Source organism: Saccharospirillum sp. MSK14-1 (genome assembly GCF_003054965.1).
GTDB lineage: Bacteria > Pseudomonadota > Gammaproteobacteria > Pseudomonadales > Natronospirillaceae > Saccharospirillum.
Genome location: NZ_MIES01000033.1, coordinates 1,626,012 through 1,652,310, shown reverse-complemented (window position 1 = coordinate 1,652,310; position 26,299 = coordinate 1,626,012). Strand labels below are relative to the sequence as shown.

Here is a 26,299-nt window from a genome sequence, read left to right as displayed (position 1 = left end):
ATTCATCGCAAAGAAAAACGGGAGTCGCTGTGAACTTGAATCGAATCAAAGCGCCGTATGTTAGCGTACGCCGGGTTGTCCTGGCGGCACTGTGTTCTGTATCGCTGTTCGCCGGACCGGCACTGGCCGCTGAAATCGCCCTGCTGGATCAGGAATATGTGTTGTTCAACAGCCAGGTGGCGCAACAGGCCAGTGCGGCACTGAAGCAGGAATTTGCGGAAGAAGAACAGCAGGTGCAAACGCTGGAGCAATCCATTCGCCAGTTGCAAAGTCAGGCGCGTACCGATGCCGATGTTATGACGGAGCAGGAACGGTCGCGGTTGCAATCGGATTTGCAAAGCCGACTGCGTGAGCGTGAACAGCTGGTACGTCAGCTGCAACAGGTTCAGACCGAGCGTCGCAGTGCCTTTATTCGTCAGTACCAGCCTATTCTGGCGCAGTCTGTTGAAAACGTAGTGGGCGAACAGTACGACCTGATTCTGGACAAGGGTGCGGTCATTTATCATCGCAACTCGCTGGATATTACCGAAGCGGTATTGAACGAGTTTGACAGTCTGGTCGCTGAACAGGGCGGCGCGAACTGATGCTAACAGCGCGGACCTTGGCGCAACTGCTGGGCGCGCAGCTGCAGGGTGCGGCGGATCAATGGGATCAGCCGCTGACTAAGCCCGCTTCGCTCGACAAGGCCGTTAAGGGTGAACTGACCTTTTTGTCGTCGGCTAAGTACCGTCGTCAGTTAGCCGACTGCGCAGCCAGCGCGATATTGCTCAATGAGTCGGCCGTCAGTTCTGCACCGGCCGATGCCGCCTTGTTGGTGGTGGATGATCCTTATCGAGCCTATGCGCGCGCGTCCCGTGAATTTTCCCGTGAACCGCAGCCCTATGCCGGTGTACACCCCAGTGCTGTCGTCGCAGAGGGCGTTGTGATCGGAGACCAGGTTAGCATTGGCGCTCAGGCCGTCATCGAGGCGGGTTGTCACTTGGCCGACGGGGTCGTGATTGGTGCGGGTTGTTATGTTGGCGCGGGCGTCTTGATCGGTCAGCGCACGCGCTTAATGCCGAATGTGACCGTACATTACGGCGTGACCTTGGGCGAAGATTGCCGCATTCATTCGGGTACGGTACTCGGAGGCGACGGTTTCGGTTTTGCCCCCGCAGCACCCGGCTGGGAACGCATCGCCCAGCTGGGCGGCGTGACCATCGGTAATCGGGTGGATATCGGTTCTAACTGTACGGTGGATCGTGGTGCCATTGACGACACCGTGATTGACGATGATGTGATCATCGACAATCTGGTGCAGCTGGGTCATAACGTGCACCTCGGTCAGGGCGTCGCTATGGTCAGTCAATCGGGTGTTGCTGGCAGTACCGAAGTGGGCGCCGGTTGTACGATTGGCGGTCAGACGGGCGTTAATGGCCATATTAAAGTACTGCCCGGTACGCACTTTACCGGTCAGTCGATGGTGACCAAGGCGCCGGCTGAACCGGGTGTCTATTCGTCGGGTTGGCCATTGCAACCCAATACCGAATGGCGACGGACAGTGGTGCGCTTACAGAAGCTGGATAAACTGGAACAACGCTTAAAAAAATTGGAACAACAGGCGGCATCGGCCGCTGATGAAGAGGACTCCGAATGACGCTGTCGTTACCCCTGGATCATGAGGCCATTAAAACGTACCTGCCGCATCGCTACCCCTTTTTGCTGGTCGATCGGGTGACCGATCTGGTCGCGGGTGAAAGCGCTCAAGGCTACAAGAATGTCTCGGGTAATGAAGAGGTGTTCAACGGGCACTTTCCAGGTCAGGCCATTTTTCCGGGCGTGATGATTTGTGAAGCGCTGGCCCAGTTATCGGCGATTCTTGGTTTTGCCACCAGCGGCAATCGCCCGGCCGATGGCTACCTCTATTTGTTCGCCGGGTTGGATAACGTCAAATTCAAGCGTCAGGTGGTACCTGGTGATCGCCTGGAATTGCATTCCAAGCTGGTGTCAGAGCGCCGAGGCATCTTCCGCTTTGAGTGCCGGGCCGAAGTGGACGGTCAATTGGCCGCTACCGCCGATATCGTCTGCGCTGAACGGAAGCAAAGCTCGTGATTCATCCTACCGCCATTGTTGATCCATCGGCGCGTCTGGGTGAGGGCGTTGAAGTTGGCCCTTATTCCATCATTGGCGCGGATGTGGAAATCGGTGCCGACACTTGGATTGGTCCGCACGTGGTGGTTCAAGGCCCGACAGTGATTGGTCGTGGCAACCGAATTTTTCAATTCGCCAGTGTCGGTGAAGCTTGCCAGGATCTGAAATACAACGGTGAACCGACCAAGCTGATCGTGGGTGATAACAACACCATTCGCGAAGGGGTAACGCTGCACCGTGGCACCGTTCAGGATCAGGGCGAAACCCGGGTCGGCAGCAACTGTCTGTTAATGGCCTACAGCCATGTCGCGCATGATGTGGTGATGGGTGACCACGTCATCATTGCCAACGGCACTCAGTTGGCGGGCCATGTGCACGTGGGTGATCACGCCATCCTGGGTGGCAACTGTGGCATTCATCAGTTTTGTCATATTGGCGCACATGCCTTTTTGGGCGCTGGCACAACCTTGGTGAAAGACGTTCCCGCTTACCTGATGGTGCAGGGTAACCCCGCTGCGCCGCATGGAATGAATCTCGAAGGCCTGCGCCGGCGCGGATTCAGCGCCCAGGCGATCAGCGCTTTGCGCCGCGCCTACAAAACGGTGTACCGCGAAGGCCGTACGGTGCAAGACGCCCTGGTGGTGTTGGAACCTCAAGCGGCCGAGCATCCGGAAATCCAACCTTTTATCGACAGCATAGCGACGGCGACCCGAGGCATATTGCGTTGATGGCCACTGTAAAAAAGCCGACCAAGCTGCGTGTCGCGCTGCTGGCCGGTGAGGCCAGTGGCGATATTCTTGGCGCCGGTCTGATGAAGGCCTTGCGCCGCCAACACCCCAATATCGAATTTGCCGGTATCGGCGGCCCACGCATGATGGCCGAAGGTCTGGACAGCCGTGTGCCCATGGAGCGTCTGTCGGTTATGGGCTTGGCGGAAGTGCTGGGTCGATTGCGTGAGCTTTTCCGTATTCGCGCGCGCTATCGCGACTGGTGCCTGCACTGGAAACCGGACGTCTTTGTCGGTATCGATGCCCCCGATTTTAATCTGGCTCTGGAGCGGCAACTGCGCGAAGCCGGTATTCGCACCGTCCACTATGTGTCGCCGTCGGTTTGGGCCTGGCGTTCAGGTCGGGTGAAAAAGATTCGTGAGTCGGTCGACCATATTCTGACGTTGTTCCCTTTCGAGGCCGACTTTTACCGGGAACACGATGTACCGGTAACCTTCGTCGGCCATACGCTGGCGGACAGTCTGCCGCTGGAGCCTGATCAAAAAGCCGCTCGGCGCATTCTGGAAATTCCGGATGGCGAGCGTTGTCTGGCGGTCTTGCCGGGCAGTCGCGGTTCAGAAGTCAGTCGTCTGGCGCCGTTGTTTTTGCAGGCGGCCACGCAATTGCAGCATCGCACCGGGCCGGTTCGGGTGCTGATCCCTGCGGCCAACGAGCATCGCCGCGAACAGATTGAAGCGGCGGTTTTGCGTCACGGCAATGGATTGCACATTGATCTGATTGACGGTCAATCCGATACCGTTATGGCGGCAGCCGATGGCGTCTTGCTGGCATCGGGCACGGCAGCGCTGGAAGCCATGTTACTGAAACGACCCATGGTTGTGGCTTATCGGTTGAATGCGCTCACTCATCGTATTGTTCAGGCGCTGGCGACCAGTCGCTGGGCGTCGTTGCCCAATGTGCTGGCGCAGGCCGATTGGGTACCGGAGCGGTTGCAGTATGACGCCACCGTAGAACGGTTGTGTGAGGATTTGATTCATATTCTCGACAGTGCCGAATACCGTGACCAATTCGAACAACGGGCCACCTTTTTGCATCGCCAGTTAGCGCGCAACGCCGATGAACGGGCGGCTGAAGCGGTTCTGGCGGTGGCCGGTGCTGCGCCACAATGACCCAGGGCGGTTTCGATTTCGACGCAGGCATCCAGCGCGTTGCGGGTGTTGATGAAGTCGGGCGCGGACCACTGGCAGGCGATGTCGTCGCCGCCGCCGTCATTCTTGACCCACAACAACCCATCGCCGGTCTGGCTGATTCCAAAAAACTCACCGCCAAACGTCGCGAAGCCCTGGCAGAGCAGATCAAATCTCAGGCGCTGGCCTGGTGTGTGGCCCGGGCCAGCGTGGCGGAAATCGACGAGTTGAATATTCTTCAGGCCAGTTTGCTGGCCATGCGCCGCGCGGTGGCAGGCTTGTCCGTGGTGCCGGAATTTTGCCAGATTGATGGCAACCGTCTGCCCACCGGTTTGCCGTGCCCGGCCGAAGCCGTTGTCGGCGGTGACGGCAAGGTTGAAGCCATTAGTGCGGCCTCTATTCTGGCTAAGGTGCAACGCGATCAGGAACTGGTTGAACTGGATCAACGCTTTCCGCAGTATGGATTTGCGCGCCATAAAGGCTATCCGACCGCTGAACATTTGGCGGCATTGGCCGAACACGGCGTCACCGATCATCACCGTCGCAGTTATGCGCCGGTGCAGCGGGCTTTGGCCCGCGACCGCACTATCTGAACACCGCTTTATTGACACCTTTTAACGATTGGAGAGCAACGTGGCTCCGCAATTTGTTCACCTTCGAGTACACACCGACTATTCGCTGATCGACGGTCTGATCCGCCCCAAAGAGTTGGTCAAAGCGACCGCGAGTGCCGGTATGGGCGCGGTCGCCATGACCGACATCAGCAACTTTTTTGGCCTGGTGAAGTTTTATGGCGCGGCGCTGGGGTCGGGTGTGAAACCGATTCTGGGTGCGGATTTATGGATCGAAAACCCGGCGGATGAACAAGCGCCGTTTCTGATGACGGTGTTGTCGGTAAACCCGGACGGTTATCGCAATCTGACCGAGCTGATCTCCGCCGGTTACCAGCAAAATCAGCGGCATGATAAAGCGCAGGTCACGGTCGATTGGCTGATCGAGAAAAACGCCGGTCTGGTCTTGCTCAGTGGCGCCCGCCACGGCGATGTGGGCGATGCGCTCAGCCGCGGTAAGGCGGATTACGCCCGTGAATTGGCCGGTCGCTGGCAGCAGGCGTTTGGCGATCGTTATTACATGGAATTGCAACGCACCCACCGTGATCAGGATGAAACGCTGGTGCAGGGCAGCCTGCTGGTGGCACGGGAACTGGGCATTCCAGTGGTGGCGACCAACGATGTGATGTTCCTGACTCAGGACGACTTCGACGCTCACGAAGCGCGCGTCAGCATTAACGATGGTGTGGTGCTGGACGACCCGAAACGGTTGCGTCGCTATTCCGATCAGCAATACCTGAAAAGCGCGGCCGAGATGACCGAGCTGTTCAAAGACATTCCCGAGGCCATCGAGAACTCGGTGCGCATTGCCGAGCGCTGCTCGACCACAGTCAAGCTGGGTGAATATTTCCTGCCGGAATACCCGATCCCCGAAGGCATGACGATGGACGACTACTTCCGTCAGCTCAGCTTCGATGGTCTGGAAAACCGTCTGAAAACGATTCTGCCCGAAGGCACCGACGACCGCGAAGCGCGCAAGAAGGAATACACAGACCGGCTGGAATTCGAACTGGACATCATCATCCAGATGGGATTTCCAGGCTACTTCCTGATCGTGATGGATTTTATCCGCTGGGCCAAAGAACACGATATTCCTGTCGGCCCGGGCCGGGGTTCGGGTGCGGGTTCGTTGGTGGCCTATTCACTCGATATCACCGATCTGGATCCGATTGAATACGACCTGCTGTTCGAACGCTTCCTGAACCCGGAACGGGTCTCCATGCCTGACTTTGACGTCGACTTCTGCATGGAAAAACGCGACCGGGTGATTCAGTACGTGGCCGATCGCTACGGACGTCAGGCTGTGTCGCAGATCGTTACCTTCGGAACCATGGCCGCGAAGGCAGTGGTGCGTGATGTGGCTCGTGTTCAGGGTAAGGCTTACGGCCTGGCCGACCGCATTTCTAAGATGATTCCTGGTGATCCGGGCATGACGCTGCAAAAAGCGCTCGATGAAGTCGGCGAACTGAAAGAGTTCATCGCCGATGACGAAGAGGCCGGAGAAATCTGGGAGATGGCGCTTAAGCTCGAAGGGATTACCCGTCAAACCGGTAAGCACGCCGGCGGGGTGGTGATTGCACCGACCAAGCTGACCGATTTCTCGCCGCTGCTGTGCGAGCCGGACGGCACTGGCCTGGTGACCCAGTACGATAAAAACGATGTTGAAGAAGCCGGCCTGGTGAAGTTCGACTTTCTGGGCTTGCGCACGCTCACCATCATCGACTGGGCGCTGAAGATCATCAATCCGCGTTTGCAGGCCGAAGGCAAAGAGCCGATCGACATCAACACCATTCCACTGGCTGATGAACCGTCGTTCGATTTGCTCAAACAGGCCAAAACCACGGCGGTGTTCCAGCTCGAATCGCGCGGTATGAAAGACCTGATCCGTCGACTGCAGCCTGACTGTCTGGACGACATGATCGCTTTGGTGGCGTTGTTCCGTCCCGGCCCGCTGCAATCGGGCATGGTGGATAACTTCATCAACCGGAAACACGGTCGCGAGGAAGTGTCTTACCCGGACCCGCAATACCAGCACCAGTGGCTGAAAGACATTCTGGCACCGACCTACGGCATCATCCTCTATCAGGAACAGGTGATGCAGATTGCTCAGGTGTTGGCCGGTTACACGCTCGGTGGCGCTGATTTGCTGCGTCGGGCCATGGGTAAGAAAAAGCCCGAAGAGATGGCCAAACAGCGTGAGATTTTTGCCAAGGGGGCGGCCGACAAAGGTGTCGATGCCGATCTGGCCACTAAGATTTTCGATCTGGTGGAAAAATTCGCCGGTTACGGTTTTAACAAATCGCACTCGGCGGCCTATGCGCTGGTGTCGTACCAAACGCTGTGGCTGAAAGCGCACTATCCCGCCGCCTTTATGGCCGCCACGATGTCCTCGGAATTGGACAACACCGACAAGGTGGTGATCTTTATCGAAGATTGCCGTCAGATGGGCATTGATGTGCTGCCGCCGGACGTCAACGCCGGTGCTTATATGTTCACCGTGAACGATGACGATCAGATTATTTATGGTCTGGGGGCCATCAAGGGTGTGGGCGAAGGTCCGGTTGAGGCCATTGTGGCCGCGCGTGCGGACGGTCCGTTTACCGACTTGTTCGATTTTTGCCAACGCGTTGACAGCCGTAAGGTGAACAAACGGTGTATCGAAGCGCTGATTAAAGCCGGCGCTCTGGACAATTTAGCGCCGCATCGCGCCATCATGCTTGAAGCCATGGAAGACGCGGTTCGTACCGCCGAGCAAGCCGCCAACAACGAAGCGGCCGGCATGGTGGATATGTTTGGCGAAATCCAGGCGGAAGTGAAGGGCGATCCTTATGAGCCCTACCAGGGTGTATTGCAGCATTCCATCAAGCAGCGTCTGGCGGGCGAGAAAGATACGCTGGGTCTGTATCTGACCGGCCATCCCATTGATGAATACGAAGCCGAGGTGGATCGCATTGCGTCCATGCGTCTGGGCGAGTTGAATGTATCGCCGGACGAATTACGCCGTATGCGTAAGAGCACCAAGACACTGGCCGGACTGGTGCTCGGTGTCCGCACCCGCCAGACCCAGCGCGGCGATACCATGGCCATCGTGACTCTGGATGACCGGACCGGCCGCGTTGAGATGACGCTCTTTGGCGAGGATTACCAGCGCTATCGTGATCTGCTGCAGGCCGACGAAGTCATTATCGTGGAGGCGGAAGTTGGCTGGGACGACTACGCTGAACGGGCGAGAGTACGGGCGCAGAAGCTGTACAGCCTGTCTCAGGCACGGCAGGAACTGATTCGCGGCATCGAATTTACCGTGACCGAAGCGCAAACAGCGGACTTCCTGGCGCGATTGAAAAATCTGGTGCGCGCGGACCTGGGCGAAGGGCAAGGCACACCGGTCTGGGTCAATTACCAATCCGGCGCCGCCTCCGGTCAGGTACGACTGGGCGAGACGCATCGGATTCCGCTGGAAGATGAAACCTTGCACCAGCTGCGCCAGACATTCAGTAACGATGCCTATCAGTTCAGGTATCAGGATTAGTGACGGAAGACGCTGGACGGGAAACGCAGGACGCAAAAAATCCAACACAGCGTCAGGCGTCCCCCGTTAAGCGTCCAGCGGTGGTGCAAAGCGCCGCCATTGTTTCCATTTGTTCAAAGCTCAATAAGTATTGATGCTATTGCTCAATGAAAGGCGGCCTTTTAGTCTGGGCCGCGATGATTATTTCGGCATCGGCTCATAAGGAACCGGTATGAATCCAGATTATTTGGAATTTGAGCAACCCATAGCGGACCTCATCGCGAAAATCGAAGAGCTGCGTTTGGTGGGTAACCGCAACGACCTCAACATCTCTGCGGAAATTGATAAGCTCAATGCCCAGTCGGTCAAGCTGACCGAGCAGATTTTCTCGAACCTGAGCTCCTGGCAGGTTTCTCAGTTGGCGCGCCATCCCAAGCGTCCTTATACCCTCGATTACCTGAACGCGGTTTTCACCGACTTCGAAGAGTTACACGGTGACCGGCACTACGCCGATGACGCCGCCATCGTTGGTGGTGTGGCACGCTTGGAGAATCGTCCGGTGATGGTTATTGGCCATCAAAAAGGCCGCGATGTTAAAGAGAAGGTACGCCGCAACTTTGGTATGCCGAAACCGGAAGGCTATCGCAAGGCGCTGCGTCTGATGCAGATGGCCGAGCGTTTTGGCATGCCGGTTCTGACCTTCATCGATACGCCGGGGGCCTACCCCGGCATCGGCGCTGAAGAGCGCGGTCAGAGTGAGGCGATTGCCTACAATCTGCTGAAAATGTCGTCGTTGCGTACGCCGGTCATTGCCACCGTCATTGGTGAAGGTGGCTCTGGCGGTGCTCTGGCGATCGGCGTTTGCGATCACCTGAACATGCTGCAATACAGCACCTATTCGGTGATTTCGCCGGAAGGTTGTGCCTCCATTCTGTGGAAAACCGCAGAACGCGCTTCCGATGCTGCCGAAGCCATGGGGATCACCGCGCCGCGTCTGAACGAATTGGGTCTGGTTGACACGGTTATTAAAGAACCGCTCGGTGGTGCGCATCGCGACCCATCGGTCATGGCGGAGTCGCTGAAAAACCAGCTGCTCAGCCAATTGGATGATCTGACCGGCCGTCCCATGGATCAGTTGCTGGAGTCACGCTATCAGCGGCTGATGAGTTTTGGTGCCATCGAGCAGTAAAACCTCGAATTCAGCGGTCTTTTGACGCTATGCTAATGCCCTGTGCCAGGTTGATACCGGCACGGGGCATTTTTGTTTTGGGAGTCTTATGACCGCTGCCCAAGCGTTTCCATTTCGCCACTACGATCCCATTGTGGGCGATGAGTTGGCGTTGTTGCTGAACCGGTACCTGGAAGGTGACCGGGCGTTGGAGCGTGCGCCGGCTTATTTGTTCGATATCGTGCTGCTCGATGGCACCCTGGTGGGGCAGATTGACCTGCGTATTGGCCAAAGCCCGGCGTTGATTACCTATGCCGGTCATATTGGCTATGGCATTGACGCTCCTCATCGCGGTCATGGTTATGCCGCTGAAGCCTGTCGCATGCTGGTGCCGGTGGCGCTGGATCACGATATGACCGCATTGTGGATTACCTGCAATCCGGATAATCAGGCGTCTATTCGCACCTGTGAGCGGTTGGGGGCGCGGTTAGTGGAGCGCGTCCGAGTGCCGCGCTGGTCTGAATTGTGGCGTCGGGGTGACCGCGAAAAACTGCGTTATTACTGGCCGCTGGGTGCCGCGCGCTGAGACATGTCCGCATCCGTTCTTTATTCCGATCTTGACCACTATTTGCCGACCGCGACTGCGCCGCATTGGGTTGCCTACAGCGGTGGGCTCGATTCGACCGTTTTGTTGCATGCGCTCTGCGCTCGCTTAGGCGCAGACAGCGTTCGGGCGATTCATGTTCATCATGGCCTCAGCGATCAGGCTGACCTTTGGGCAGAACAGTGCGCCGATCAATGTGCTCAGCTGGGGGTGGCCCTGACCACTGCCCGAGCCGATGTTGTTAACGCCGGCCACGGCCTGGAGGCGGCGGCGCGCAATGAACGCTACCGTCAGTTCGATCGGGTGTTAGCTGGGGGGGGCACGCTGTGGCTGGCGCATCATCTGGATGACCAATTGGAAACTTTTTTTCTGCGCTTGCTGCGCGGCAGTGGACTGGCAGGGTTAAGTGCCATGGCGGCGCAGCGCGACCAAGCCGGTTATCGGTTGGTGCGTCCCTGGCTCGCCCGGCCGCGTTCACAATTGGCTGACTACGCGCACCAACATCAACTGCGCTGGATTGACGATCCCAGTAACGACGACGTTCACTTCGACCGCAACTATTTGCGGCAACAGGTGTTGCCGTTATTGGCCGAGCGCTGGCCGGGGTACCGGCAAACGGTGAACCGGTCGATCAACCACCTGCAACAGGCCGCCGCGCAACAGCAGCGCGATCTCGATGCTGAACTGGAACATCGCCTGGCGGCCGATGGCGCTTTTAAAGCGGTCGCTCTCGACGATTGGACCGATGCTGACGTGCTGGCGTTATTGCACCGCTGGCTGATGCGACAGTCGGTACCGTTACCCTCGGCAACCGTCCTGCAGCGCGTGCTGGATGAAGTGGTACGGGCGCGAGTTGATGCTCAGCCGCAAGTCGATTTTGGCGGAGGTTCGGTGCGTCGTTTTAAGACGGCGTTGTATTGGGTTCCGGATCCCATTGAGCCTGAGCCGGCACCAGGCTTTGCCGAAGGTGAATCTCATTGGCCGGGTGTGGGTCGACTGATCGTTACACAATCGACGCAGGGACCCAATCGCCTGTGCCTGAATGCGTCCTCTTTGCGCTGGGTGCTGCGCCAGGGTGGCGAATCGTTTTGGCCCGCCGGACGGCAACAGCGCCGTGACCTAAAACGCTTGTTGCAAGAATATCGCCTGGCGCCCTGGCTGCGCGATCGTTTGCCGTTGTTGTATGCCGGCGATCAGCTGGTGGCGCTGGCCGGTTTGGCCATCGAACAGGGTTTTGTTGCCGAAGAGGGTGAGCCGGGTTGGCAAATCCACTGGCAACCGTCACTTTCTAATTGAGCACTCTGGGCCTTTTTGTTAGTCTGGCCTCCCATCTTGAGTTGCCCATTCAAACCTTCGATGTAACGCCTGAAAGACCCACGTTTGGTCGGCTGGCGTTTGTTTGCGTTGGGGTGAGTGTGGGCCTGGCATTGGGCTGTTTTCAGATGGGATCACTTCTATGACGCGTTATATCTTTGTCACCGGCGGTGTGGTGTCCTCCTTAGGTAAGGGCATTGCATCGGCTTCTCTGGCTGCCATCCTGGAGGCCCGAGGGCTGAAGGTGACGCTGCTTAAGCTCGATCCCTATATCAACGTCGACCCCGGCACCATGAGTCCCTTCCAGCACGGCGAAGTCTTTGTCACCGAAGACGGCGCTGAAACCGATCTGGATCTGGGGCATTACGAGCGCTTTGTGCGCACCACCATGACCCGCCGCAATAACTTCACCACCGGTCGTATCTATCAGGATGTGCTGCGCAAAGAACGTCGTGGCGACTATCTCGGTGGCACCGTTCAGGTCATTCCGCACATTACCGACGAAATCAAGCGCCGAGTGATTGAGGGCGCTGGTGATGCCGACGTGGCGCTGGTCGAAGTGGGCGGCACCGTGGGTGATATTGAATCCTTGCCATTCCTGGAAGCTGTGCGTCAGCTCAAAGTTGAGTTGGGCAGTCGTCGTGCGTTGTCGATGCACCTGACGCTGGTGCCTTACATTGCGACCGCCGGTGAAGTGAAAACCAAACCGACCCAGCATTCTGTGAAAGAACTGCGCACCATCGGTTTGCAGCCCGATATTCTGGTGTGCCGTTCCGAGCAGCCGGTTGGTAAGGCCGAACTGCGCAAGATTGCATTGTTCACCAACGTCGAAGAGCGCGCGGTGATCTCCTTACCGGATGCCGATTCCATCTATCGCATTCCGGGCCTGTTGCATAAATCGGGTCTCGACAACATCGTCGTGGAAAAATTCGCGCTCGAATGCGATGAGCCGGATTTGAGCGATTGGGAAGATGTCTCCGATCGCAAACTGAACCCGGACGGTGAAGTCACCATCGCCATGGTCGGCAAGTACATGGAACTGCTCGATGCCTACAAATCGCTGATCGAAGCCATCGATCACGCCGGCATCCGCTCGCGCACCAAGGTCAAAATTCGTTACATCGATTCCGAAGACATCGAGAAAAACGGCACCGATGTGCTGGCTGATGTGCAGGGCATTCTGGTGCCCGGTGGGTTTGGCTATCGCGGTGTGGAAGGCAAGATTGCCGCGGCGCGTTATGCGCGTGAAAACCAGATTCCGTACCTGGGCATTTGCCTGGGGATGCAGGTAGCGGTGATTGAGTACGCCCGTAATGTGGCCGGGTTTGAAGGCGCGCATTCGACCGAGTTTGATCGTCAATCGCGTCATCCGGTGGTCGGTCTGGTCACCGAATGGATTGAAGCTGACGGCAAAAAAGTCGAGCGCGGTGAAACCTCTGATCTGGGTGGCACCATGCGTCTGGGTGGTCAGGAATGTCAGTTGAGCGACGACTCCATTTCTCATCAGTGCTATGGCAAAGACCGCATCATTGAGCGTCACCGTCATCGCTATGAAGTGAACAACCATTATGTAGAAGACTTACAAAAAGCCGGCTTACGCATCGCCGGACGTTCGGTAGACGGGGCGTTGGTTGAGATCGTCGAAATCCCCGATCACCCTTGGTACGTGGCTTGCCAGTTCCACCCGGAATTCACCTCTACACCGCGTGATGGCCACGGTTTGTTCAGTGGCTTTATTGGCGCTGTTCGGGCCCGTCGCGGCTGAGCAGGGGTAGCATTCGACGGCCAACCGCCTATAATCCGGCCGTCGCATTTTGTAACAAAATTACATTTCCAGGGTGCATAGCGCCCCTTCTTGGAACCGAGTCGCGCTGCGGCTCTGTTACGCTCAGGAGAGTCACAGATGGCTAAGATCGTTGATATCAAAGGACGGGAAGTGCTCGATTCCCGTGGTAACCCCACCGTCGAAGCCGACGTTATTCTGGAATCCGGCCAGATGGGTCGCGCCTGCGCGCCGTCTGGTGCGTCCACCGGTTCGCGCGAAGCGCTGGAACTGCGCGATGGCGATAAAAGCCGCTATCTGGGCAAGGGCGTGATGAAAGCCGTTGCCGCCGTGAATGGTCCGATCCGCGATGCCCTGCTGGGATTCGATGCGCTGGATCAGTCCGGTCTGGATAAAACCATGATCGATCTGGACGGCACTGAGAACAAATCCAATTTTGGCGCCAACGCCATTCTGGCCGTCTCATTGGCCGCCGCCAAAGCTGCGGCTGCTGACAAGGGCGTTGCGCTGTATGAGCACATTGCCGACCTGAACGGCACCGCTGGTCAGTACAGCCTGCCAGTGCCGATGATGAACATCCTCAACGGTGGTGAGCACGCGGATAACAACGTCGATATTCAGGAATTTATGATCCAGCCGGTCGGCGCCAAATCGTTCAAAGAAGCGCTGCGCATCGGTGCGGAAATTTTCCACGCCCTGAAAAAAGTACTGGGTGCGAAAGGTCTGAACACCGCTGTTGGCGACGAAGGTGGCTTTGCGCCAAACCTGGAAAGCAACGCGGCCGCGTTGGCGGCGATCGAAGAAGCGGTGGCTGCGGCTGGCTACAAGCTGGGCAGTGACATCACGTTGGCGATGGACTGCGCGGCGTCCGAATTCCACGACAACGGTCAATACAACCTGAAAGGCGAAGGCAAAGTCTTCGACTCCAACGGTTTTACCGACTATCTGGCTGAACTGACCGAGCAATACCCGATTGTCTCCATCGAAGACGGTCTGGATGAAAGCGACTGGGACGGTTTTGCCTACATGACTCAGAAGCTGGGCAACAAAATCCAGCTGGTGGGTGATGATCTGTTTGTGACCAATACCAAGATCCTGAAAGAAGGCATCGACAAAGGCATCGCCAACTCCATTTTGATCAAATTCAACCAGATCGGTTCGCTGACCGAAACGCTGGCTGCGATCAAGATGGCGAAAGACGCTGGTTACACCGCGGTGATTTCCCACCGTTCCGGTGAAACCGAAGACGCCACCATCGCCGATCTGGCAGTGGGCACGGCTGCCGGTCAGATCAAGACGGGTTCGCTGTGCCGCTCCGACCGTGTTGCCAAGTACAACCAGTTGCTGCGCATCGAAGAAGCACTGGGCGATAAGGCGGTCTACAACGGCCTGAAGGAAATCAAAGGCCAGGGCTGAAACGCCGGTTAAGAAAACCAAACAGCGGGGGCCAGGTGCCCCCGCTGTTATTTGGGTCCAGATAGATCACCGCGCCCCGGCGTGGCACCCAAGGGCGTTTTCGGTCAGAATAGCCGCAGTTTTTAGACAGTGGATTGATCGCCATGCGTTGGCTGCAACTGGGATTGTTGTTCTTGTTGGTGGTATTGCAATACCGCCTCTGGTTGGGAGAGAACTCCTGGCCGGAAGTGCATCGGCTTGATACCGAGATTGCCACCCGACAGGCTGAGATTGATCGCCAGCAAAGCCGTAATGATGTGCTCGAAGCTCGGGTAGATGACCTCAAATCCGGGCTCGACGCCGTCGAAGAACTAGCGCGCAACAACCTGGGTTTGCTCAAACCCGGTGAACTGTTCTATGTCATTCCTGCCGAAGAGGCTGATCGGTGACGCCTCGCCTATGACGCTCCATCTGTTGTTACCAGCCGCGGGTATTGGTCAGCGGTTCGGCCACTCAACGCCTAAACAGTACTGCCAACTTGCAGGCAAAACCGTCGCTGAATGGACACTGGATCTGTGGCAGCACGTGGCCATCGATGGCCAGCGCCTGATCGTATTACGTGAAGACGATGCCGTTGGTCTGGATATGGTTCAGCAGCATGCTTCATTGCAGCCGGTGACGGGTGGCGCGGAACGCGCTGATTCTGTATTGGCGGGGCTGAACGCATTGGACACCGGTGCGGATGACTGGGTGATGGTGCACGATATCGCCCGACCCTGCGTACGCACCGCCGACATCGACCGGCTATGGCACCATTGCCAGAGCACTGGCAATGGCGCGATTTTGGCGCGGCCATTGACCGACACCATTAAGCGTCAACATGACGGTCGGGTGAGCAGTCTGGACCGACGCCAACTCTGGGCGGCAATGACGCCGCAATGTTTTCCGGTCATCGCTCTGCGCGAGGCCTTAACAGAAGCGCTGGCCGCAGGTGACTCCATTACCGACGAAGCCTCTGCACTGGAACGCATCGGTGTTCCGGTTGATTTGGTTGAAGGGGCGGCGGACAACATCAAATTGACCCGCGCTGATGATTTGGCGTTGGTCGAATTCTATTTACGACAACAAGGGCGTTTGGCATGAGAGTCGGACAGGGTGTGGATGTCCATCGGTTTGATGAGCAATCCGAAGCCACCACTATTCGTTTGGGCGGCGTGGATGTGCCGGCGCCGCATGCGTTGCTGGCGCACTCAGACGGTGATGTGTTGTTGCACGCCGTCTGCGATGCGTTGCTCGGAGCAGCCGGGCTGGGCGATATCGGTGAGCATTTTCCCGACACCGACCCGGCCTGGGCGGGTGCGGACAGCCGAGCATTGCTCAAAGACGTCGATAACACCGTCCGGCAGCGTGGCTGGCGGTTGGTGAATCTCGACGTCACCCTGATCGCCCAGACACCGCGCGTGGGTGACTATAAAAGTGCCATCCGTGCCAGCATTGCTCAGGTGCTCAATGTCGATTTGGAGCGCATTAACGTTAAGGCAACCACCACCGAGAAACTCGGATTTGTCGGTCGCAAAGAAGGTGTCGCCGCTGAAGCGATCTGTTTGCTGGAGCCAGCTTCATGACGTTGCCACTGTGGCCGCGCGCCTGGGGTGAACCTCTCGGGCAGGGCCGTTTGAAGGCCGAGCCGGCGGATTTTCAAGTGACCGAAGTGCTGCCTGAAACACCGTCGGGTGACGGCGAGCACCTTTGGCTGACCATCGAAAAAACCGGACAAAATACAGCCTGGCTGGCCCGTCAACTGGCGCGTTGGGCCGATTTGCCACCGCGTGCCGTCAGTTACGCGGGCTTAAAAGATCGCCATGCGGTCACGACCCAGACGTTTTCACTGCATTTGCCAGGACAGGCCGATCCCAGCCAACCCTTGCTGATAGATGGCGTGCGTATCATCGAGCGCCAGCGCCATCACCGAAAACTGAAAACGGGCCAGTTGGTCGGTAATGAGTTTCGCATTCGCCTGCGCGATTTCAGCGGTGATGCCGACGCCGTCGCTGAGCGCTGGCAACGATTGGTTGAGCATGGCTTTCCGAATTATTTCGGTCCGCAACGCTTTGGTGATGGCGGCGCCAATCTGGAGCGCGCCCGCGACTGGTTTGCCGGTGGTAAGCCACCCCGGCGTGAGCACCGGGGCATTCATCTGTCGGCGGTGCGCTCTTACTTATTTAATGAACTGCTGGCACGGCGTGTCGAAGCCGGTAACTGGAACCAGTGGTTGCCCGGTGACTATTTGCAATTTCGCGAAGGTCAGGGCGGTTTTGTATGCCTGCAGGCGCAAGAGCATGACCTTGATCGGGTACAGCAGGGCCAACTGTCGCCCACGGCCAGTATGCCGGGTCGGATTAAAGACTCACTGGGGCCATTGGATGACCGCGAAACCCAAGCTCTGGCTGATGAATCTTTCTGGCTTGACGGCCTGACCAAGCGCGGTATTGAACGCGGCTTGCGCAAATTGCGTGTTTACGCCGAACGTGGCGTCCTGACTTGGCAGGACGGCGATCCCATCTTTACCTTTTTCCTACCAGCGGGCAGTTACGCCACCACAGCATTGCGCGAAGTGGCGACTTGGAACGAAGACGATGAACGTGACTAGGCAGACCCTTGGCGCAGGAGTGCGCTGTTCATGAACCTAAGAGGCATTGGCATGACGTCGGAGCGGACCCGGCGGCGTTTAATCGAGCGGCTGTTCGAAAAAGGCATTCGGGATCCCAAGGTGTTGGAGTGTTTTAACCAGGTGCCACGCCACATCTTTGTGGACGAAGCGCTGGGTCACAAAGCCTACGAAGATACCGCCGTGCCAATTGGTTACGCTCAAACGTTATCGCAACCTTATATAGTGGCACGCATGACTGAGCTGGTGTTATCAGCGCGTCACCACGAGCGAGTGCTGGAGATTGGCACCGGGTCGGGATTCCAGACGGCGGTGCTGTGCCAGGTGGTCGATGAAGTGTTTTCGGTAGAGCGCATTGCGCCGCTGCAACAAAAGGCTCGACAACGCTTACGCGAACTGAAGATCCACAACGCGCGATTGAAGCTGGATGACGGCTTTTTAGGTTGGCCGGATGAAGGCCCATTCGACGTCATCATTGGTACGGCAGCACCCGAAGCGCCGCCACCGGAATTGATCAACCAGCTGGTTCCGGATGGTGGGCGGTTGATTCTGCCACTGGGGAGCGATGTTCAGTACCTGACCGTGATCGAGCGCGAAGGCGATGACATCCATACTCATCAGATCGAACCGGTGCGTTTCGTACCGATGTTAAACGGTGTACAGAGAGATCTATGAAACAGCAGTTGCAGTGGTTCGCGAAAGGCGCGGTGATGGGGATTGCCGATGCGGTGCCTGGGGTTTCCGGTGGCACCATGGCGCTGATTACGGGTATTTACGAACGACTGATTGCTGCTCTGGCGGCGTTGCGTCTGGATACCGCTCGTCAGGCGTGGAGTGGCGATTGGGCCGGTGCCTGGCAGCGCATCGACGGCGCTTTCCTGCTCAGCTTGGGGTTGGGCATTCTGCTCAGCTTGTTCAGTACCCTCAGTTTGATGCATTTTCTGTTGGCTCAGGCACCGCAATTAGTGTGGGCGTTTTTTGCGGGCCTGATCGTGGCATCGCTGGTGGTCTTGATGCGCCGTCACCGCTGGCAACCCATTGATGCGCTGCTGATGGCGCTGGGAACCATAATTGCCGCGGGCATTGCGCTGTCGACCTCGTTGCAATTGGCCCCCACGCCCTTTTGGTTGGTGGTTGGCGGCGCTCTGGCCATATCGGCCATGCTGCTGCCGGGCGTTTCCGGCAGTTTCATTTTGTTGTTGCTGGGGATTTATCCGGCGGTGGTGCAAGCGGTCAGCGATGTTGATGTGATGACGATTGCCTGGGTTGCGCTGGGCTGCCTGGTTGGATTATTGGCGTTCAGCCGTCTATTGAATGCTTTGTTGGCGCGATGGCACGACCGGGTGCTGGGTTTTATGCTCGGTTTTGTGTTGGGTGCGTTGATCAAAGTCTGGCCCTGGCAGGCCAATGGCGAATGGCTGCGTCCGCAGAGCTATTCGTTATTGACCGGTAATCCGGCCTGGCTGAGCGGCTGTTTGATCGTGGCATTGCTGGGTGTCGCCGCCGTTTTCGTGCTTACACGGAAAACCCGGATCTGAATTTGTCAATTTTCAAAGCCGATTGGGCTCACAAAATTCCATAAGTCCCTAAAGGTTCTTAGATTAAATTTTCCTAATAAACGTTTTGTATGCTGGCTTTGAGAATAATACGGTGTTATGAACAGTGTTGGGTTGGCCTCGACCGGAGATAGAAGCGGAGATTAATGACTTGAGTGGAAACTGTCGAAAGGCGTCAAAAATCATGACAGTTGCCTGTTTTGGACTGGTGCTAAGTGCCTGTCTGAACAACCCGGCCTACCGTTCTCTTGACGGCGATTCTTCGCCGTTCACAAGCCGTAACAATACCAATTCTGCCAGCGCCAGCATTGATCGGCCCGATCGTTATCGGGTGCGCTCCGGCGACACACTTTTCTCCATCGCATTCCGCTACGGGCTCGATTACCGCAAGCTTGCACGGGCTAATAATATCGATTCCAACTACACCATTTTTGCCGGTCAAATGCTCGAATTGAAGGAGTCCGGAGGCTCTGTTGGTGCCAGTTCTAGTACCAATTCGAGCCGAAGTTCGGGTCGCAGTGCTGGGGCCTCTTCTTCGGTTACAAACGTTAACAGTCAAAATTCCGGCGTCAATGCATCCACGTCCGCATCCGCTGCAGCGCCCAATATTCAATGGGTCTGGCCACACGACGGCACTATAGTGCGAACATTTAATGCTAATGTATCCGATCGAAAAGGCGTTGATATCAGGGGGCAGTTTGGAGATTCTGTCAAAGCCGCCGCCGAGGGGTCAGTTGTCTACGCAGGCAATGGACTACCCGGCTATGGCAACCTGATCATTCTCGAACACAGTAACGCCTTGTTGAGCGCTTACGCCTTCAACCAGGAATTGCTGGTCTCTGAACAAGATCAGGTGCGCAGAGGGCAGGAGATTGCCCGGATGGGCAGGCAGGACGATCAACCTGGCCTGCACTTCGAAATAAGGCGGGAAGGCAAACCGGTGAACCCCGAGCAGTATTTACCACGGAGGTAGCCGGTTTAAGTCTGGCCTAGGTCGGTCGATAGAACCGACATACGACGCACAGGTGAATGACTATGGCAGCACTCAGGGAACACGATTCCGCTGTGGCGGAAGACCAGTTCAAGCAGTACCAGGATATGCTCGATTCTTCGAGCTTTGATGAAAACCTGGCTTCTCTAAAAGAAGACCCTGATGCCCGGCAACTCGACGAGGACGTCGACAGCGATGCTGAGGAATCGGAATTCCGTGACGCGCTAAGCAGCAATGCTGGATTGCAGCGCTCGCTGGACGCTACGCAGATGTACCTGAATGAAATCGGCTTTTCTCCGTTGTTAAGTCCGGAGGAAGAGGTCTATTTCGCACGCTTGGCTCGCAAAGGCGAGCCGGCAGGACGCAAACGCATGATTGAAAGCAACTTGCGTTTGGTGGTCAAAATTGCACGACGGTACTTGAATCGCGGCCTGACGCTGCTTGACCTGATCGAAGAAGGCAACCTGGGTTTGATCCGGGCGGTTGAAAAGTTCGATCCGGAACGCGGTTTCCGTTTTTCCACCTACGCAACTTGGTGGATTCGTCAGACCATTGAGCGCGCCATCATGAATCAGACACGGACCATCCGTCTGCCGATTCATGTGGTGAAAGAGTTGAATGTTTATCTGCGAGCAGCGCGTGAGCTGACGCAAAAGCTGGATCACGAGCCAACGGCCGAAGACATTGCCGAGCTGCTTGAGCGTCCGGTGGAAGATGTGAAGCGTATGCTGGCGCTGAATGAACGGGTTACGTCGGTGGATACACCGATTGGTCTGAGTTCAGAAAAAAGCCTGCTGGATACCATCGCTGATGAAAAGTCGGCCGATCCGTCCGAGACGTTGCAGGAAGAGAACATGAGTTCCAGCATCGACGGCTGGTTGGACGAACTGTCCGAGAAGCAGCGTGAAGTGGTGGCTCGACGCTTTGGTCTGCGCGGCTACGAAACCAGTACGCTGGAAGAGGTGGGTCGCGAAATTGGTCTGACGCGTGAACGCGTTCGTCAGATTCAGGTTGAAGCTCTGCGTCGCCTGCGAGACATCATGGAAAAACAAGGGTTGTCAGCCACGGCCTTATTCGGAGCCTGAATCCGGCGCTTGCGGCCAGCAATCCGACAAAAAAAGAGCGCTTTGAGCGCTCTTTTTTTTGGGCTTTTAAAAGGCGATTAACGTTCCAATGCTGCCAGCTTGCCCGGTTGACCGTCGGCTTCGGCAGCGCCCGGCAACGGATCCCGGCGTTCATTGATGTTCGGCCAGACTTCCGACAGCTCGGCGTTCAGCTCAATAAACTCAATCTGGTTGGCGGGGACTTCGTCTTCAGAAACGATGGCTTCGGCCGGGCACTCAGGTTCGCACAGTGCACAGTCAATGCATTCGTCCGGATGGATGACCAGGAAGTTCGGGCCTTCGTAAAAGCAATCCACCGGGCACACTTCCACGCAATCGGTGTATTTGCACTTAATGCAGTTCTCGATGACAACAAAGGCCATGCAACGACTCTCCCCAATCGAATTCGTAAGGTGTGCGTATTCTAGTGATACCCCCAAGCCCTCTCAAGCCGCCACTAAGACGAAAAGGCCAGTTTTTTATCGCCTGGAGGAATAAAAACTCAATTTACTCTAAGTATTGAGTATCGTTCTTATTTGACGCGTCGGTTTTTGTCTTTCAGTGTGTGTTGTTGCTCGTGCAGCCAGTTCAGGGCTTCCAGCGGTGTCATGCCATTCAGATCGAGTTGTTCCAGCGCTTCGAGTAACGGATGCGGCGCACTTGCGAATAAATCGTTTTGCAACGGTGTGTCCTGAACGGCAGCCTTCGGCGGTGTCATCGTGGGTGCGCCGTTGGACACTGATGAGACGCTTGGGCCACCTTCAAGTTCCGATAACTTGCTGCGAGCCGCATCAATAACGCCGCCGGGCACACCCGCCAAACGGGCCACCTGAATACCGAAACTCTGGCTGGCTGGACCGGGTTGAACGCGGTGCAAAAATACCAGGCGGTCGTCGTGCTCGGTTGCATCCAGGTGCAGATTGCGCGCGTTTTCGTAGTGATCAGGCAGGGCTGTCATTTCAAAATAGTGGGTAGCAAAGAGCGTTAGTGCCCGCTGGCGGCTGGCCAGTTCTGAGGCGGCTGCCCAGGCCAGTGACAGACCATCGAAGGTTGAGGTACCGCGCCCCACTTCGTCCATGATGACCAGGCTGTTCGGGGTGGCGTTGTGCAGAATGTTGGCGGTTTCGGTCATTTCCACCATAAAGGTTGAGCGGCCACCAGCGATGTCGTCCGAAGACCCCATGCGCGTGAAGATGCGGTCAATATTGCCAATGCGAGCGGCAGAGGCGGGAACGAAGCTGCCTATATGGCCGAGCAGGGCAATCACCGCAGCCTGACGCATAAAAGTACTTTTACCGCCCATATTCGGACCGGTAATCACCAGCGTGCTAACGTCGCTGTCGAGTGTCAGATCATTGGGCACAAAGGGGCTGTCGGTGACGGCTTCGACGACCGGGTGACGACCTTCACTGATGTGCAGTTCAGCCGCATCGGTCAGCTCGGGCGCGTTCCAATTAAAGCGGTCCGCACAGTTGGCCAGACACACCAGGGTGTCGAGTTCGGCCAGCGCGTGAGCCATGCTTTGCAGGTTGGCCAGATCGTCAGCCAGTTCCTGGACCAACGCCTCATAGAGAAATTTTTCCCGCGCCAAAGCCCGGCTTTTGGCGCTCAGTGCCTTGTCTTCGTATTGCTTGAGTTCGGGCGTGATAAAACGTTCGGCGTTTTTCAGTGTTTGACGACGGATGTAATCGGTTGGGGCTTCGCGCGCCTGGGCTTTGCTGATTTCGATGTAATAACCGTGCACCCGGTTGTAGCCGACCTTGAGCGTTGGCAGGCCAGTGCGCTCGCGTTCCTGTTTTTCCAGTTGCAGCAGAAAGTCGCTGGCGTTGGAGTCGATGCCCCGCAGTTCGTCCAGTTCGTCGTCGAATCCCGGCGCGATGACGCCGCCATCGCGAATCACCACCGGTGGGTTGTCGATGAGCGCGCGACCGAGTACATCTTGCCAATGCGGTTGCTCGTGCAGCGCTTCAGCGAGCTGTTTCAGGCGCGGGGAATCGAGCGCAGCCAGATCGGTTTGCAGCAACGGCAATTGCGTCATGGCTTCGCGCAGACGCACCAGGTCGCGTGGTCGCGCCGAACCCAGAGCGACGCGCGACAGCACGCGTTCGATGTCACCGATGGGTTTGAGTAAGGCCGCGATGCTTTCAAACGCAAAGTCGTCGAGTAAGGTTGCTATCGCGTGCTGGCGTTGGCGCAGTTCGTCGCGGTTGCGCAACGGCCTTCCCAGCCAGCGCCGTAATTGACGGCTGCCCATGGCAGTGGCGCAGTGGTCCATCAATTGAAAGAGGGTGTTGTCTTCTTCGCCGCGCACGTTGAGGTCGATTTCCAGATTGCGGCGCGAGGCGGCATCGAGAATGACAGAGTCGTCGTGACGTTCGGGCAGGATCGCGCGAATGTGTGGCAGCGTGCTTTTTTGCATGTCGCTGGCGTAGGTCAGCAGGCAGCCCGCCGCACGCAATGCCAGCGGCATATCCTCAACGCCGAAACCGCTGAGATCTCGCGTGCCTAACTGAGTGGTCAGGCGTTCGCGGGCGGAATCGAGATCAAACAACCAGACGGGTTGATGGCGCATGGCCGTGCGGGTCGACAATTCAGGTGCAGGGTCGTCTTCGGGTAACAGTAATTCGCTCGGACGCAGGCGTTCCAGTTCGGCTATGAGCGCTTCCTGACTACTGAGCAATTGCACCGTAAACCGGCCAGAGGCCATATCCAGAGCGGCCAGACCGAAACCCTTATCACGTTCGATTAACGCAACCAACAGGCTTTCCTGGCGATCGTTCAAAAACGCTTCATCGCTTAAGGTGCCGGGTGTCAGGATGCGCACCACTTTACGTTCAACCGGACCTTTGGCCGCAGCGGGATCGCCAATTTGTTCGGCGATGGCAACCGTATGGCCTTGGCGAACCAGCCGGCCGATATAGCCTTCGGCCGAGTGGTACGGAATGCCGGCCATGGGAATGGGCTCGCCGGCGCTTTGGCCGCGTTGCGTCAGGGTGATATCGAGCAGTCGTGCGGCCTCTTTGGCATCGCCGTAGAACAGCTCGTAAAAATCGCCCATGCGATAAAACACCAGATCGTCCGGATGCTGACCTTTGATCTTCAGGTACTGTTGCATCATAGGGGTGTGTTGATTTTTACTGGCGGTTTGCGACATGCGGCTTGGGATTCTTGGTTGGTCTGAAAAGAGCCGCTCATGGTATTCGAATCGGTGTCGGGATGAAACGTATGACCCACGACGAACAGATCATTGTTCGAATTGCGCAACACCTGCTGTCGGTTGGCGGACGGCTGGCGACCGTGGAGAGCTGCACCGGTGGTCTGATCGCTGCAGGGGTCACGGATCAAGCCGGCAGTTCGGATTGGTTTGAAGGCGGTTGGGTGACTTACTCCAACGAACTTAAACAGGCGTTGGGTGTGCCTGCTCAGGCCATTGAACAGGATGGCGCTGTCAGCGAACGAGTCGTGCGCGCCATGGCTGAAGCGGGTCAGCGTCAGGCGGGCGTTGACTACGCTGTCGCGGTGACCGGTGTTGCCGGACCGGGTGGCGGCAGTGTGGAAAAACCGGTCGGAATGGTTTGGATCGGCTGGGCATTGGCCCAGCAAACCCACGCAGAATGCTTTCAGTTTGATGGAGATCGCGCTGCGGTTCGTGAGCAAACGGTCCGCGCCGCCTTATCGGGTTTGTTGGAACGGTTAGCTAACGAAAATTGAACTTGTCGGTGCGGGGCGACCTGTGCCAGAATACTGTTCATTCATACAGTAAAAGGTGTTGGCGAGTCTGACACCCGTCGACAGCCTCAGGGGGAACACCATGGACACCAATAAAGAGAAAGCGTTATCCGCCGCGTTAAGCCAGATCGAACGTCAGTTCGGCAAAGGTTCAGTGATGCGTATGGGCGACCAGAAGCACGTATCGGTGCCGTCGATCTCCACTGGCTCCCTGGGGCTGGATATCGCATTGGGCATTGGCGGTTTGCCAAAAGGCCGGGTTGTGGAAATTTACGGCCCGGAAGCCTCAGGCAAAACCACCTTGACGCTGCAAGTTGTGGCGGAAGCTCAGAAGGCGGGTGGCACCTGTGCGTTTGTCGACGCTGAGCATGCACTGGATCCATCCTACGCCAACAAGCTGGGTGTTAACGTCGACGACCTGCTGGTGTCTCAGCCCGATACCGGTGAGCAGGCGCTCGAAATTGCCGACATGCTGGTTCGCTCCAATGCGGTTGACGTCATCGTGATCGACTCAGTAGCAGCCTTGGTACCTAAGGCTGAAATTGAAGGTGAAATGGGCGATATGCACGTGGGGTTGCAGGCCCGTTTGATGTCCCAGGCGCTGCGTAAGATCACCGGTAATATTAAGTCCGCAAACTGTCTGGTGATCTTTATTAACCAGATTCGTATGAAGATCGGTGTGATGTTCGGCAGCCCGGAAACCACCACCGGTGGTAATGCGCTGAAATTCTATTCGTCTGTTCGCCTCGATATTCGCCGCACCGGCACCATCAAAGAAGGTGACGAGGTTGTGGGTTCTGAAACCCGTGTCAAGGTGGTCAAGAACAAGGTGGCGCCACCGTTCAAACAGGCTGAATTCCAGATTCACTATGGTAAGGGTATTTACCATATGGGTGAGGTCATCGACCTGGGCGTTAAGCTGGGACTAGTTGAAAAGTCGGGTGCCTGGTACAGCTACCAAGGCGATAAGATCGGTCAGGGTAAGGCCAATGCCGCTAAGTATCTGGAAGATAATCCAGAAGTGGCGCAGGCCATCGAAGCCAAGATTCGTGAAGCCTACCTGGTGACCAACAAAGCACCGGATGACGCTGAAGCGGCTGATAAGCCGGAAGGCGCTGACAAACCTCAAATCGAAGCGTGACTCGATAGTGCACGCGGGCGGTAATCGCTGCCGCCCGCGCGCTGGTTGCTATGGCTGATACTCCCTGGAATTCCGCGTTAAATCTTTTGGCTCGTCGCGAACACAGTCGTGTCGAATTGGCGCGCAAGCTTGAACAGCGCTTTCCGGACCAGCCAGAAGCCATAACTGAGGCTCTGGATCGCCTGATGGAACAAGGGCTGCAGGACGATCAGCGCTTTGCTGAAGCCTTCTTTCGCAGTCAGCTGGAGCGCAATCGTGGCCCCATTCGCATTCGTCACGAAGCGCGACAGAAGGGCATCGCTGAAGCCATGGAATCCCAATTGGCGGAATCCGATGTTGACTGGTACAAATTGGCGTTGGATGTGGCCACTCGTAAGTTAGGCCGTGACGATCCGTCTCAACCTAAGGTTCAAGCGCGCCTGGCACGATTCCTGGCTTATCGCGGCTTCGATGGCGAATGCGTACGAAACGTTCTGTCTCAATTGCGTGAAACGCCCTCCAGTGACGATTTTGAGTTCGTCGATTAACCCCTTTTATCGCCTCAAAACCCCTAGTCTACTGGTGTCCTCAGAACCTTCTGTGTAACATTAGCGCCCTTTGAAACGACTGCATTTTTGCAAGACAGCCAGTCGTTTTGTCACTCTTTTCCAAGGTGCGGTCCAACAAGCAGGGCACGCGACCGG

The 26,299-nt window shown here is 56.9% G+C and carries 25 protein-coding genes; 23 read left to right on the top strand and 2 right to left on the bottom strand.

Annotation, left to right across the window (positions count from 1 at the left end; all coding sequences use genetic code 11):
- The first annotated feature begins 29 nt into the window (after positions 1-29).
- The 20 genes from BGP77_RS16875 to rpoS all read left to right on the top strand — a co-directional run bounded on the left by BGP77_RS16875 (position 30) and on the right by rpoS (position 20,728).
- A complete protein-coding gene (locus BGP77_RS16875) occupies positions 30-584 on the top strand; it encodes an OmpH family outer membrane protein (RefSeq protein WP_108165863.1) in 555 nt (184 codons plus the stop codon).
- A complete protein-coding gene (gene lpxD, locus BGP77_RS16870; protein WP_108165862.1) occupies positions 584-1,636 on the top strand; it encodes a UDP-3-O-(3-hydroxymyristoyl)glucosamine N-acyltransferase in 1,053 nt (350 codons plus the stop codon). The genes BGP77_RS16875 and lpxD overlap by 1 nt, the downstream gene beginning before the upstream one ends.
- Positions 1,633-2,091 carry a 3-hydroxyacyl-ACP dehydratase FabZ gene (gene fabZ / locus BGP77_RS16865; protein WP_108165861.1) on the top strand — a complete coding sequence of 153 codons (459 nt, stop codon included), beginning with the start codon at positions 1,633-1,635 and terminating at the stop codon, positions 2,089-2,091. The genes lpxD and fabZ overlap by 4 nt, the downstream gene beginning before the upstream one ends.
- Positions 2,088-2,858: an acyl-ACP--UDP-N-acetylglucosamine O-acyltransferase gene (lpxA, locus tag BGP77_RS16860; RefSeq protein ID WP_108165860.1), complete on the top strand. Its 771-nt coding sequence runs from the start codon at positions 2,088-2,090 to the stop codon at positions 2,856-2,858. The genes fabZ and lpxA overlap by 4 nt, the downstream gene beginning before the upstream one ends.
- Positions 2,858-4,027 carry a lipid-A-disaccharide synthase gene (gene lpxB / locus BGP77_RS16855; RefSeq protein WP_108165859.1) on the top strand — a complete coding sequence of 390 codons (1,170 nt, stop codon included), beginning with the start codon at positions 2,858-2,860 and terminating at the stop codon, positions 4,025-4,027. The genes lpxA and lpxB overlap by 1 nt, the downstream gene beginning before the upstream one ends.
- The gene (rnhB, locus tag BGP77_RS16850; protein WP_108165858.1) at positions 4,024-4,638 is read left to right on the top strand and encodes a ribonuclease HII; all 615 of its coding nucleotides are present in this window, start codon (positions 4,024-4,026) and stop codon (positions 4,636-4,638) included. The genes lpxB and rnhB overlap by 4 nt, the downstream gene beginning before the upstream one ends.
- Positions 4,639-4,678: 40 nt before the next feature.
- Positions 4,679-8,185 (top strand): DNA polymerase III subunit alpha, encoded by a 3,507-nt coding sequence (gene dnaE / locus BGP77_RS16845; RefSeq protein WP_108165857.1) that lies wholly within the window; start codon positions 4,679-4,681, stop codon positions 8,183-8,185.
- A gap of 211 nt (positions 8,186-8,396) precedes the next feature.
- On the top strand, positions 8,397-9,353 hold the full coding sequence (gene accA / locus BGP77_RS16840; RefSeq protein WP_108165856.1) for an acetyl-CoA carboxylase carboxyl transferase subunit alpha: 957 nt from the start codon (positions 8,397-8,399) through the stop codon (positions 9,351-9,353).
- Between the two features lie 88 nt (positions 9,354-9,441).
- Entirely contained in the window at positions 9,442-9,918 is a 477-nt protein-coding gene (locus BGP77_RS16835) for a GNAT family N-acetyltransferase (RefSeq protein WP_108165855.1), read from the top strand.
- Positions 9,919-9,921: 3 nt separating this feature from the next.
- A complete protein-coding gene (gene tilS / locus BGP77_RS16830) occupies positions 9,922-11,232 on the top strand; it encodes a tRNA lysidine(34) synthetase TilS (RefSeq protein WP_108165854.1) in 1,311 nt (436 codons plus the stop codon).
- Between the two features lie 160 nt (positions 11,233-11,392).
- On the top strand, positions 11,393-13,015 hold the full coding sequence (locus BGP77_RS16825; RefSeq protein WP_108165853.1) for a CTP synthase: 1,623 nt from the start codon (positions 11,393-11,395) through the stop codon (positions 13,013-13,015).
- A gap of 138 nt (positions 13,016-13,153) precedes the next feature.
- On the top strand, positions 13,154-14,449 hold the full coding sequence (gene eno, locus BGP77_RS16820) for a phosphopyruvate hydratase (protein WP_108165852.1): 1,296 nt from the start codon (positions 13,154-13,156) through the stop codon (positions 14,447-14,449).
- Positions 14,450-14,592: 143 nt separating this feature from the next.
- Positions 14,593-14,877: a cell division protein FtsB gene (ftsB, locus tag BGP77_RS16815; RefSeq protein ID WP_108165851.1), complete on the top strand. Its 285-nt coding sequence runs from the start codon at positions 14,593-14,595 to the stop codon at positions 14,875-14,877.
- Between the two features lie 10 nt (positions 14,878-14,887).
- A complete protein-coding gene (ispD, locus tag BGP77_RS16810; RefSeq protein ID WP_108165850.1) occupies positions 14,888-15,571 on the top strand; it encodes a 2-C-methyl-D-erythritol 4-phosphate cytidylyltransferase in 684 nt (227 codons plus the stop codon).
- Positions 15,568-16,053, top strand: coding sequence for a 2-C-methyl-D-erythritol 2,4-cyclodiphosphate synthase (gene ispF / locus BGP77_RS16805; RefSeq protein ID WP_108165849.1), 486 nt, complete (start codon positions 15,568-15,570; stop codon positions 16,051-16,053). Before ispD ends, ispF begins: the two co-directional genes overlap by 4 nt.
- Positions 16,050-17,078: a tRNA pseudouridine(13) synthase TruD gene (gene truD / locus BGP77_RS16800; protein ID WP_108165848.1), complete on the top strand. Its 1,029-nt coding sequence runs from the start codon at positions 16,050-16,052 to the stop codon at positions 17,076-17,078. The genes ispF and truD overlap by 4 nt, the downstream gene beginning before the upstream one ends.
- 30 nt (positions 17,079-17,108) lie before the next feature.
- On the top strand, positions 17,109-17,771 hold the full coding sequence (locus BGP77_RS16795) for a protein-L-isoaspartate(D-aspartate) O-methyltransferase (protein WP_199224295.1): 663 nt from the start codon (positions 17,109-17,111) through the stop codon (positions 17,769-17,771).
- Entirely contained in the window at positions 17,768-18,634 is an 867-nt protein-coding gene (locus BGP77_RS16790) for a DUF368 domain-containing protein (protein ID WP_108165846.1), read from the top strand. The genes BGP77_RS16795 and BGP77_RS16790 overlap by 4 nt, the downstream gene beginning before the upstream one ends.
- 202 nt (positions 18,635-18,836) lie before the next feature.
- Complete coding sequence (locus BGP77_RS16785; protein ID WP_108165845.1) at positions 18,837-19,625, top strand: peptidoglycan DD-metalloendopeptidase family protein; 789 nt, start codon at positions 18,837-18,839, stop codon at positions 19,623-19,625.
- Between the two features lie 62 nt (positions 19,626-19,687).
- Positions 19,688-20,728 (top strand): RNA polymerase sigma factor RpoS, encoded by a 1,041-nt coding sequence (gene rpoS, locus BGP77_RS16780; protein WP_255414363.1) that lies wholly within the window; start codon positions 19,688-19,690, stop codon positions 20,726-20,728.
- 77 nt (positions 20,729-20,805) lie between these two features.
- On the opposite strand, the gene fdxA is transcribed toward rpoS, so the two are convergent.
- Positions 20,806-21,129: a ferredoxin FdxA gene (gene fdxA, locus BGP77_RS16775; protein ID WP_108165844.1), complete on the bottom strand. Its 324-nt coding sequence runs from the start codon at positions 21,127-21,129 to the stop codon at positions 20,806-20,808.
- Between the two features lie 149 nt (positions 21,130-21,278).
- Entirely contained in the window at positions 21,279-23,900 is a 2,622-nt protein-coding gene (mutS, locus tag BGP77_RS16770) for a DNA mismatch repair protein MutS (RefSeq protein WP_108165843.1), read from the bottom strand.
- Between the two features lie 62 nt (positions 23,901-23,962).
- On the opposite strand from mutS, the gene BGP77_RS16765 reads away from it, so the two are divergent.
- From BGP77_RS16765 to BGP77_RS16755, 3 genes are all read left to right on the top strand, one after another.
- Positions 23,963-24,457 carry a CinA family protein gene (locus BGP77_RS16765; protein ID WP_255414362.1) on the top strand — a complete coding sequence of 165 codons (495 nt, stop codon included), beginning with the start codon at positions 23,963-23,965 and terminating at the stop codon, positions 24,455-24,457.
- Between the two features lie 100 nt (positions 24,458-24,557).
- Complete coding sequence (gene recA, locus BGP77_RS16760; RefSeq protein WP_108165842.1) at positions 24,558-25,616, top strand: recombinase RecA; 1,059 nt, start codon at positions 24,558-24,560, stop codon at positions 25,614-25,616.
- A gap of 50 nt (positions 25,617-25,666) precedes the next feature.
- Positions 25,667-26,143, top strand: coding sequence for a regulatory protein RecX (locus BGP77_RS16755; RefSeq protein WP_108165841.1), 477 nt, complete (start codon positions 25,667-25,669; stop codon positions 26,141-26,143).
- Positions 26,144-26,299 lie beyond the last annotated feature (156 nt).

What these genes read in the sequence shown, in the direction of transcription:
- truD (WP_108165848.1), top strand. Translation starts at nt 16,050, where the DNA reads ATGACGTTGCCACTGTGGCCGCGCGCCTGGGGTGAACCTCTCGGGCAG.
- BGP77_RS16835 (WP_108165855.1), top strand. Translation starts at nt 9,442, where the DNA reads ATGACCGCTGCCCAAGCGTTTCCATTTCGCCACTACGATCCCATTGTG.
- eno (WP_108165852.1), top strand. Translation starts at nt 13,154, where the DNA reads ATGGCTAAGATCGTTGATATCAAAGGACGGGAAGTGCTCGATTCCCGT.
- fdxA (WP_108165844.1), bottom strand. Translation starts at nt 21,129, where the DNA reads ATGGCCTTTGTTGTCATCGAGAACTGCATTAAGTGCAAATACACCGAT.
- lpxB (WP_108165859.1), top strand. Translation starts at nt 2,858, where the DNA reads ATGGCCACTGTAAAAAAGCCGACCAAGCTGCGTGTCGCGCTGCTGGCC.
- tilS (WP_108165854.1), top strand. Translation starts at nt 9,922, where the DNA reads ATGTCCGCATCCGTTCTTTATTCCGATCTTGACCACTATTTGCCGACC.
- mutS (WP_108165843.1), bottom strand. Translation starts at nt 23,900, where the DNA reads ATGTCGCAAACCGCCAGTAAAAATCAACACACCCCTATGATGCAACAG.
- BGP77_RS16825 (WP_108165853.1), top strand. Translation starts at nt 11,393, where the DNA reads ATGACGCGTTATATCTTTGTCACCGGCGGTGTGGTGTCCTCCTTAGGT.
- BGP77_RS16790 (WP_108165846.1), top strand. Translation starts at nt 17,768, where the DNA reads ATGAAACAGCAGTTGCAGTGGTTCGCGAAAGGCGCGGTGATGGGGATT.
- ftsB (WP_108165851.1), top strand. Translation starts at nt 14,593, where the DNA reads ATGCGTTGGCTGCAACTGGGATTGTTGTTCTTGTTGGTGGTATTGCAA.
- BGP77_RS16785 (WP_108165845.1), top strand. Translation starts at nt 18,837, where the DNA reads ATGACAGTTGCCTGTTTTGGACTGGTGCTAAGTGCCTGTCTGAACAAC.
- rpoS (WP_255414363.1), top strand. Translation starts at nt 19,688, where the DNA reads ATGGCAGCACTCAGGGAACACGATTCCGCTGTGGCGGAAGACCAGTTC.
- accA (WP_108165856.1), top strand. Translation starts at nt 8,397, where the DNA reads ATGAATCCAGATTATTTGGAATTTGAGCAACCCATAGCGGACCTCATC.
- BGP77_RS16795 (WP_199224295.1), top strand. Translation starts at nt 17,109, where the DNA reads ATGAACCTAAGAGGCATTGGCATGACGTCGGAGCGGACCCGGCGGCGT.
- fabZ (WP_108165861.1), top strand. Translation starts at nt 1,633, where the DNA reads ATGACGCTGTCGTTACCCCTGGATCATGAGGCCATTAAAACGTACCTG.
- rnhB (WP_108165858.1), top strand. Translation starts at nt 4,024, where the DNA reads ATGACCCAGGGCGGTTTCGATTTCGACGCAGGCATCCAGCGCGTTGCG.
- BGP77_RS16765 (WP_255414362.1), top strand. Translation starts at nt 23,963, where the DNA reads ATGAAACGTATGACCCACGACGAACAGATCATTGTTCGAATTGCGCAA.
- BGP77_RS16755 (WP_108165841.1), top strand. Translation starts at nt 25,667, where the DNA reads ATGGCTGATACTCCCTGGAATTCCGCGTTAAATCTTTTGGCTCGTCGC.
- recA (WP_108165842.1), top strand. Translation starts at nt 24,558, where the DNA reads ATGGACACCAATAAAGAGAAAGCGTTATCCGCCGCGTTAAGCCAGATC.
- lpxD (WP_108165862.1), top strand. Translation starts at nt 584, where the DNA reads ATGCTAACAGCGCGGACCTTGGCGCAACTGCTGGGCGCGCAGCTGCAG.
- ispF (WP_108165849.1), top strand. Translation starts at nt 15,568, where the DNA reads ATGAGAGTCGGACAGGGTGTGGATGTCCATCGGTTTGATGAGCAATCC.
- ispD (WP_108165850.1), top strand. Translation starts at nt 14,888, where the DNA reads ATGACGCTCCATCTGTTGTTACCAGCCGCGGGTATTGGTCAGCGGTTC.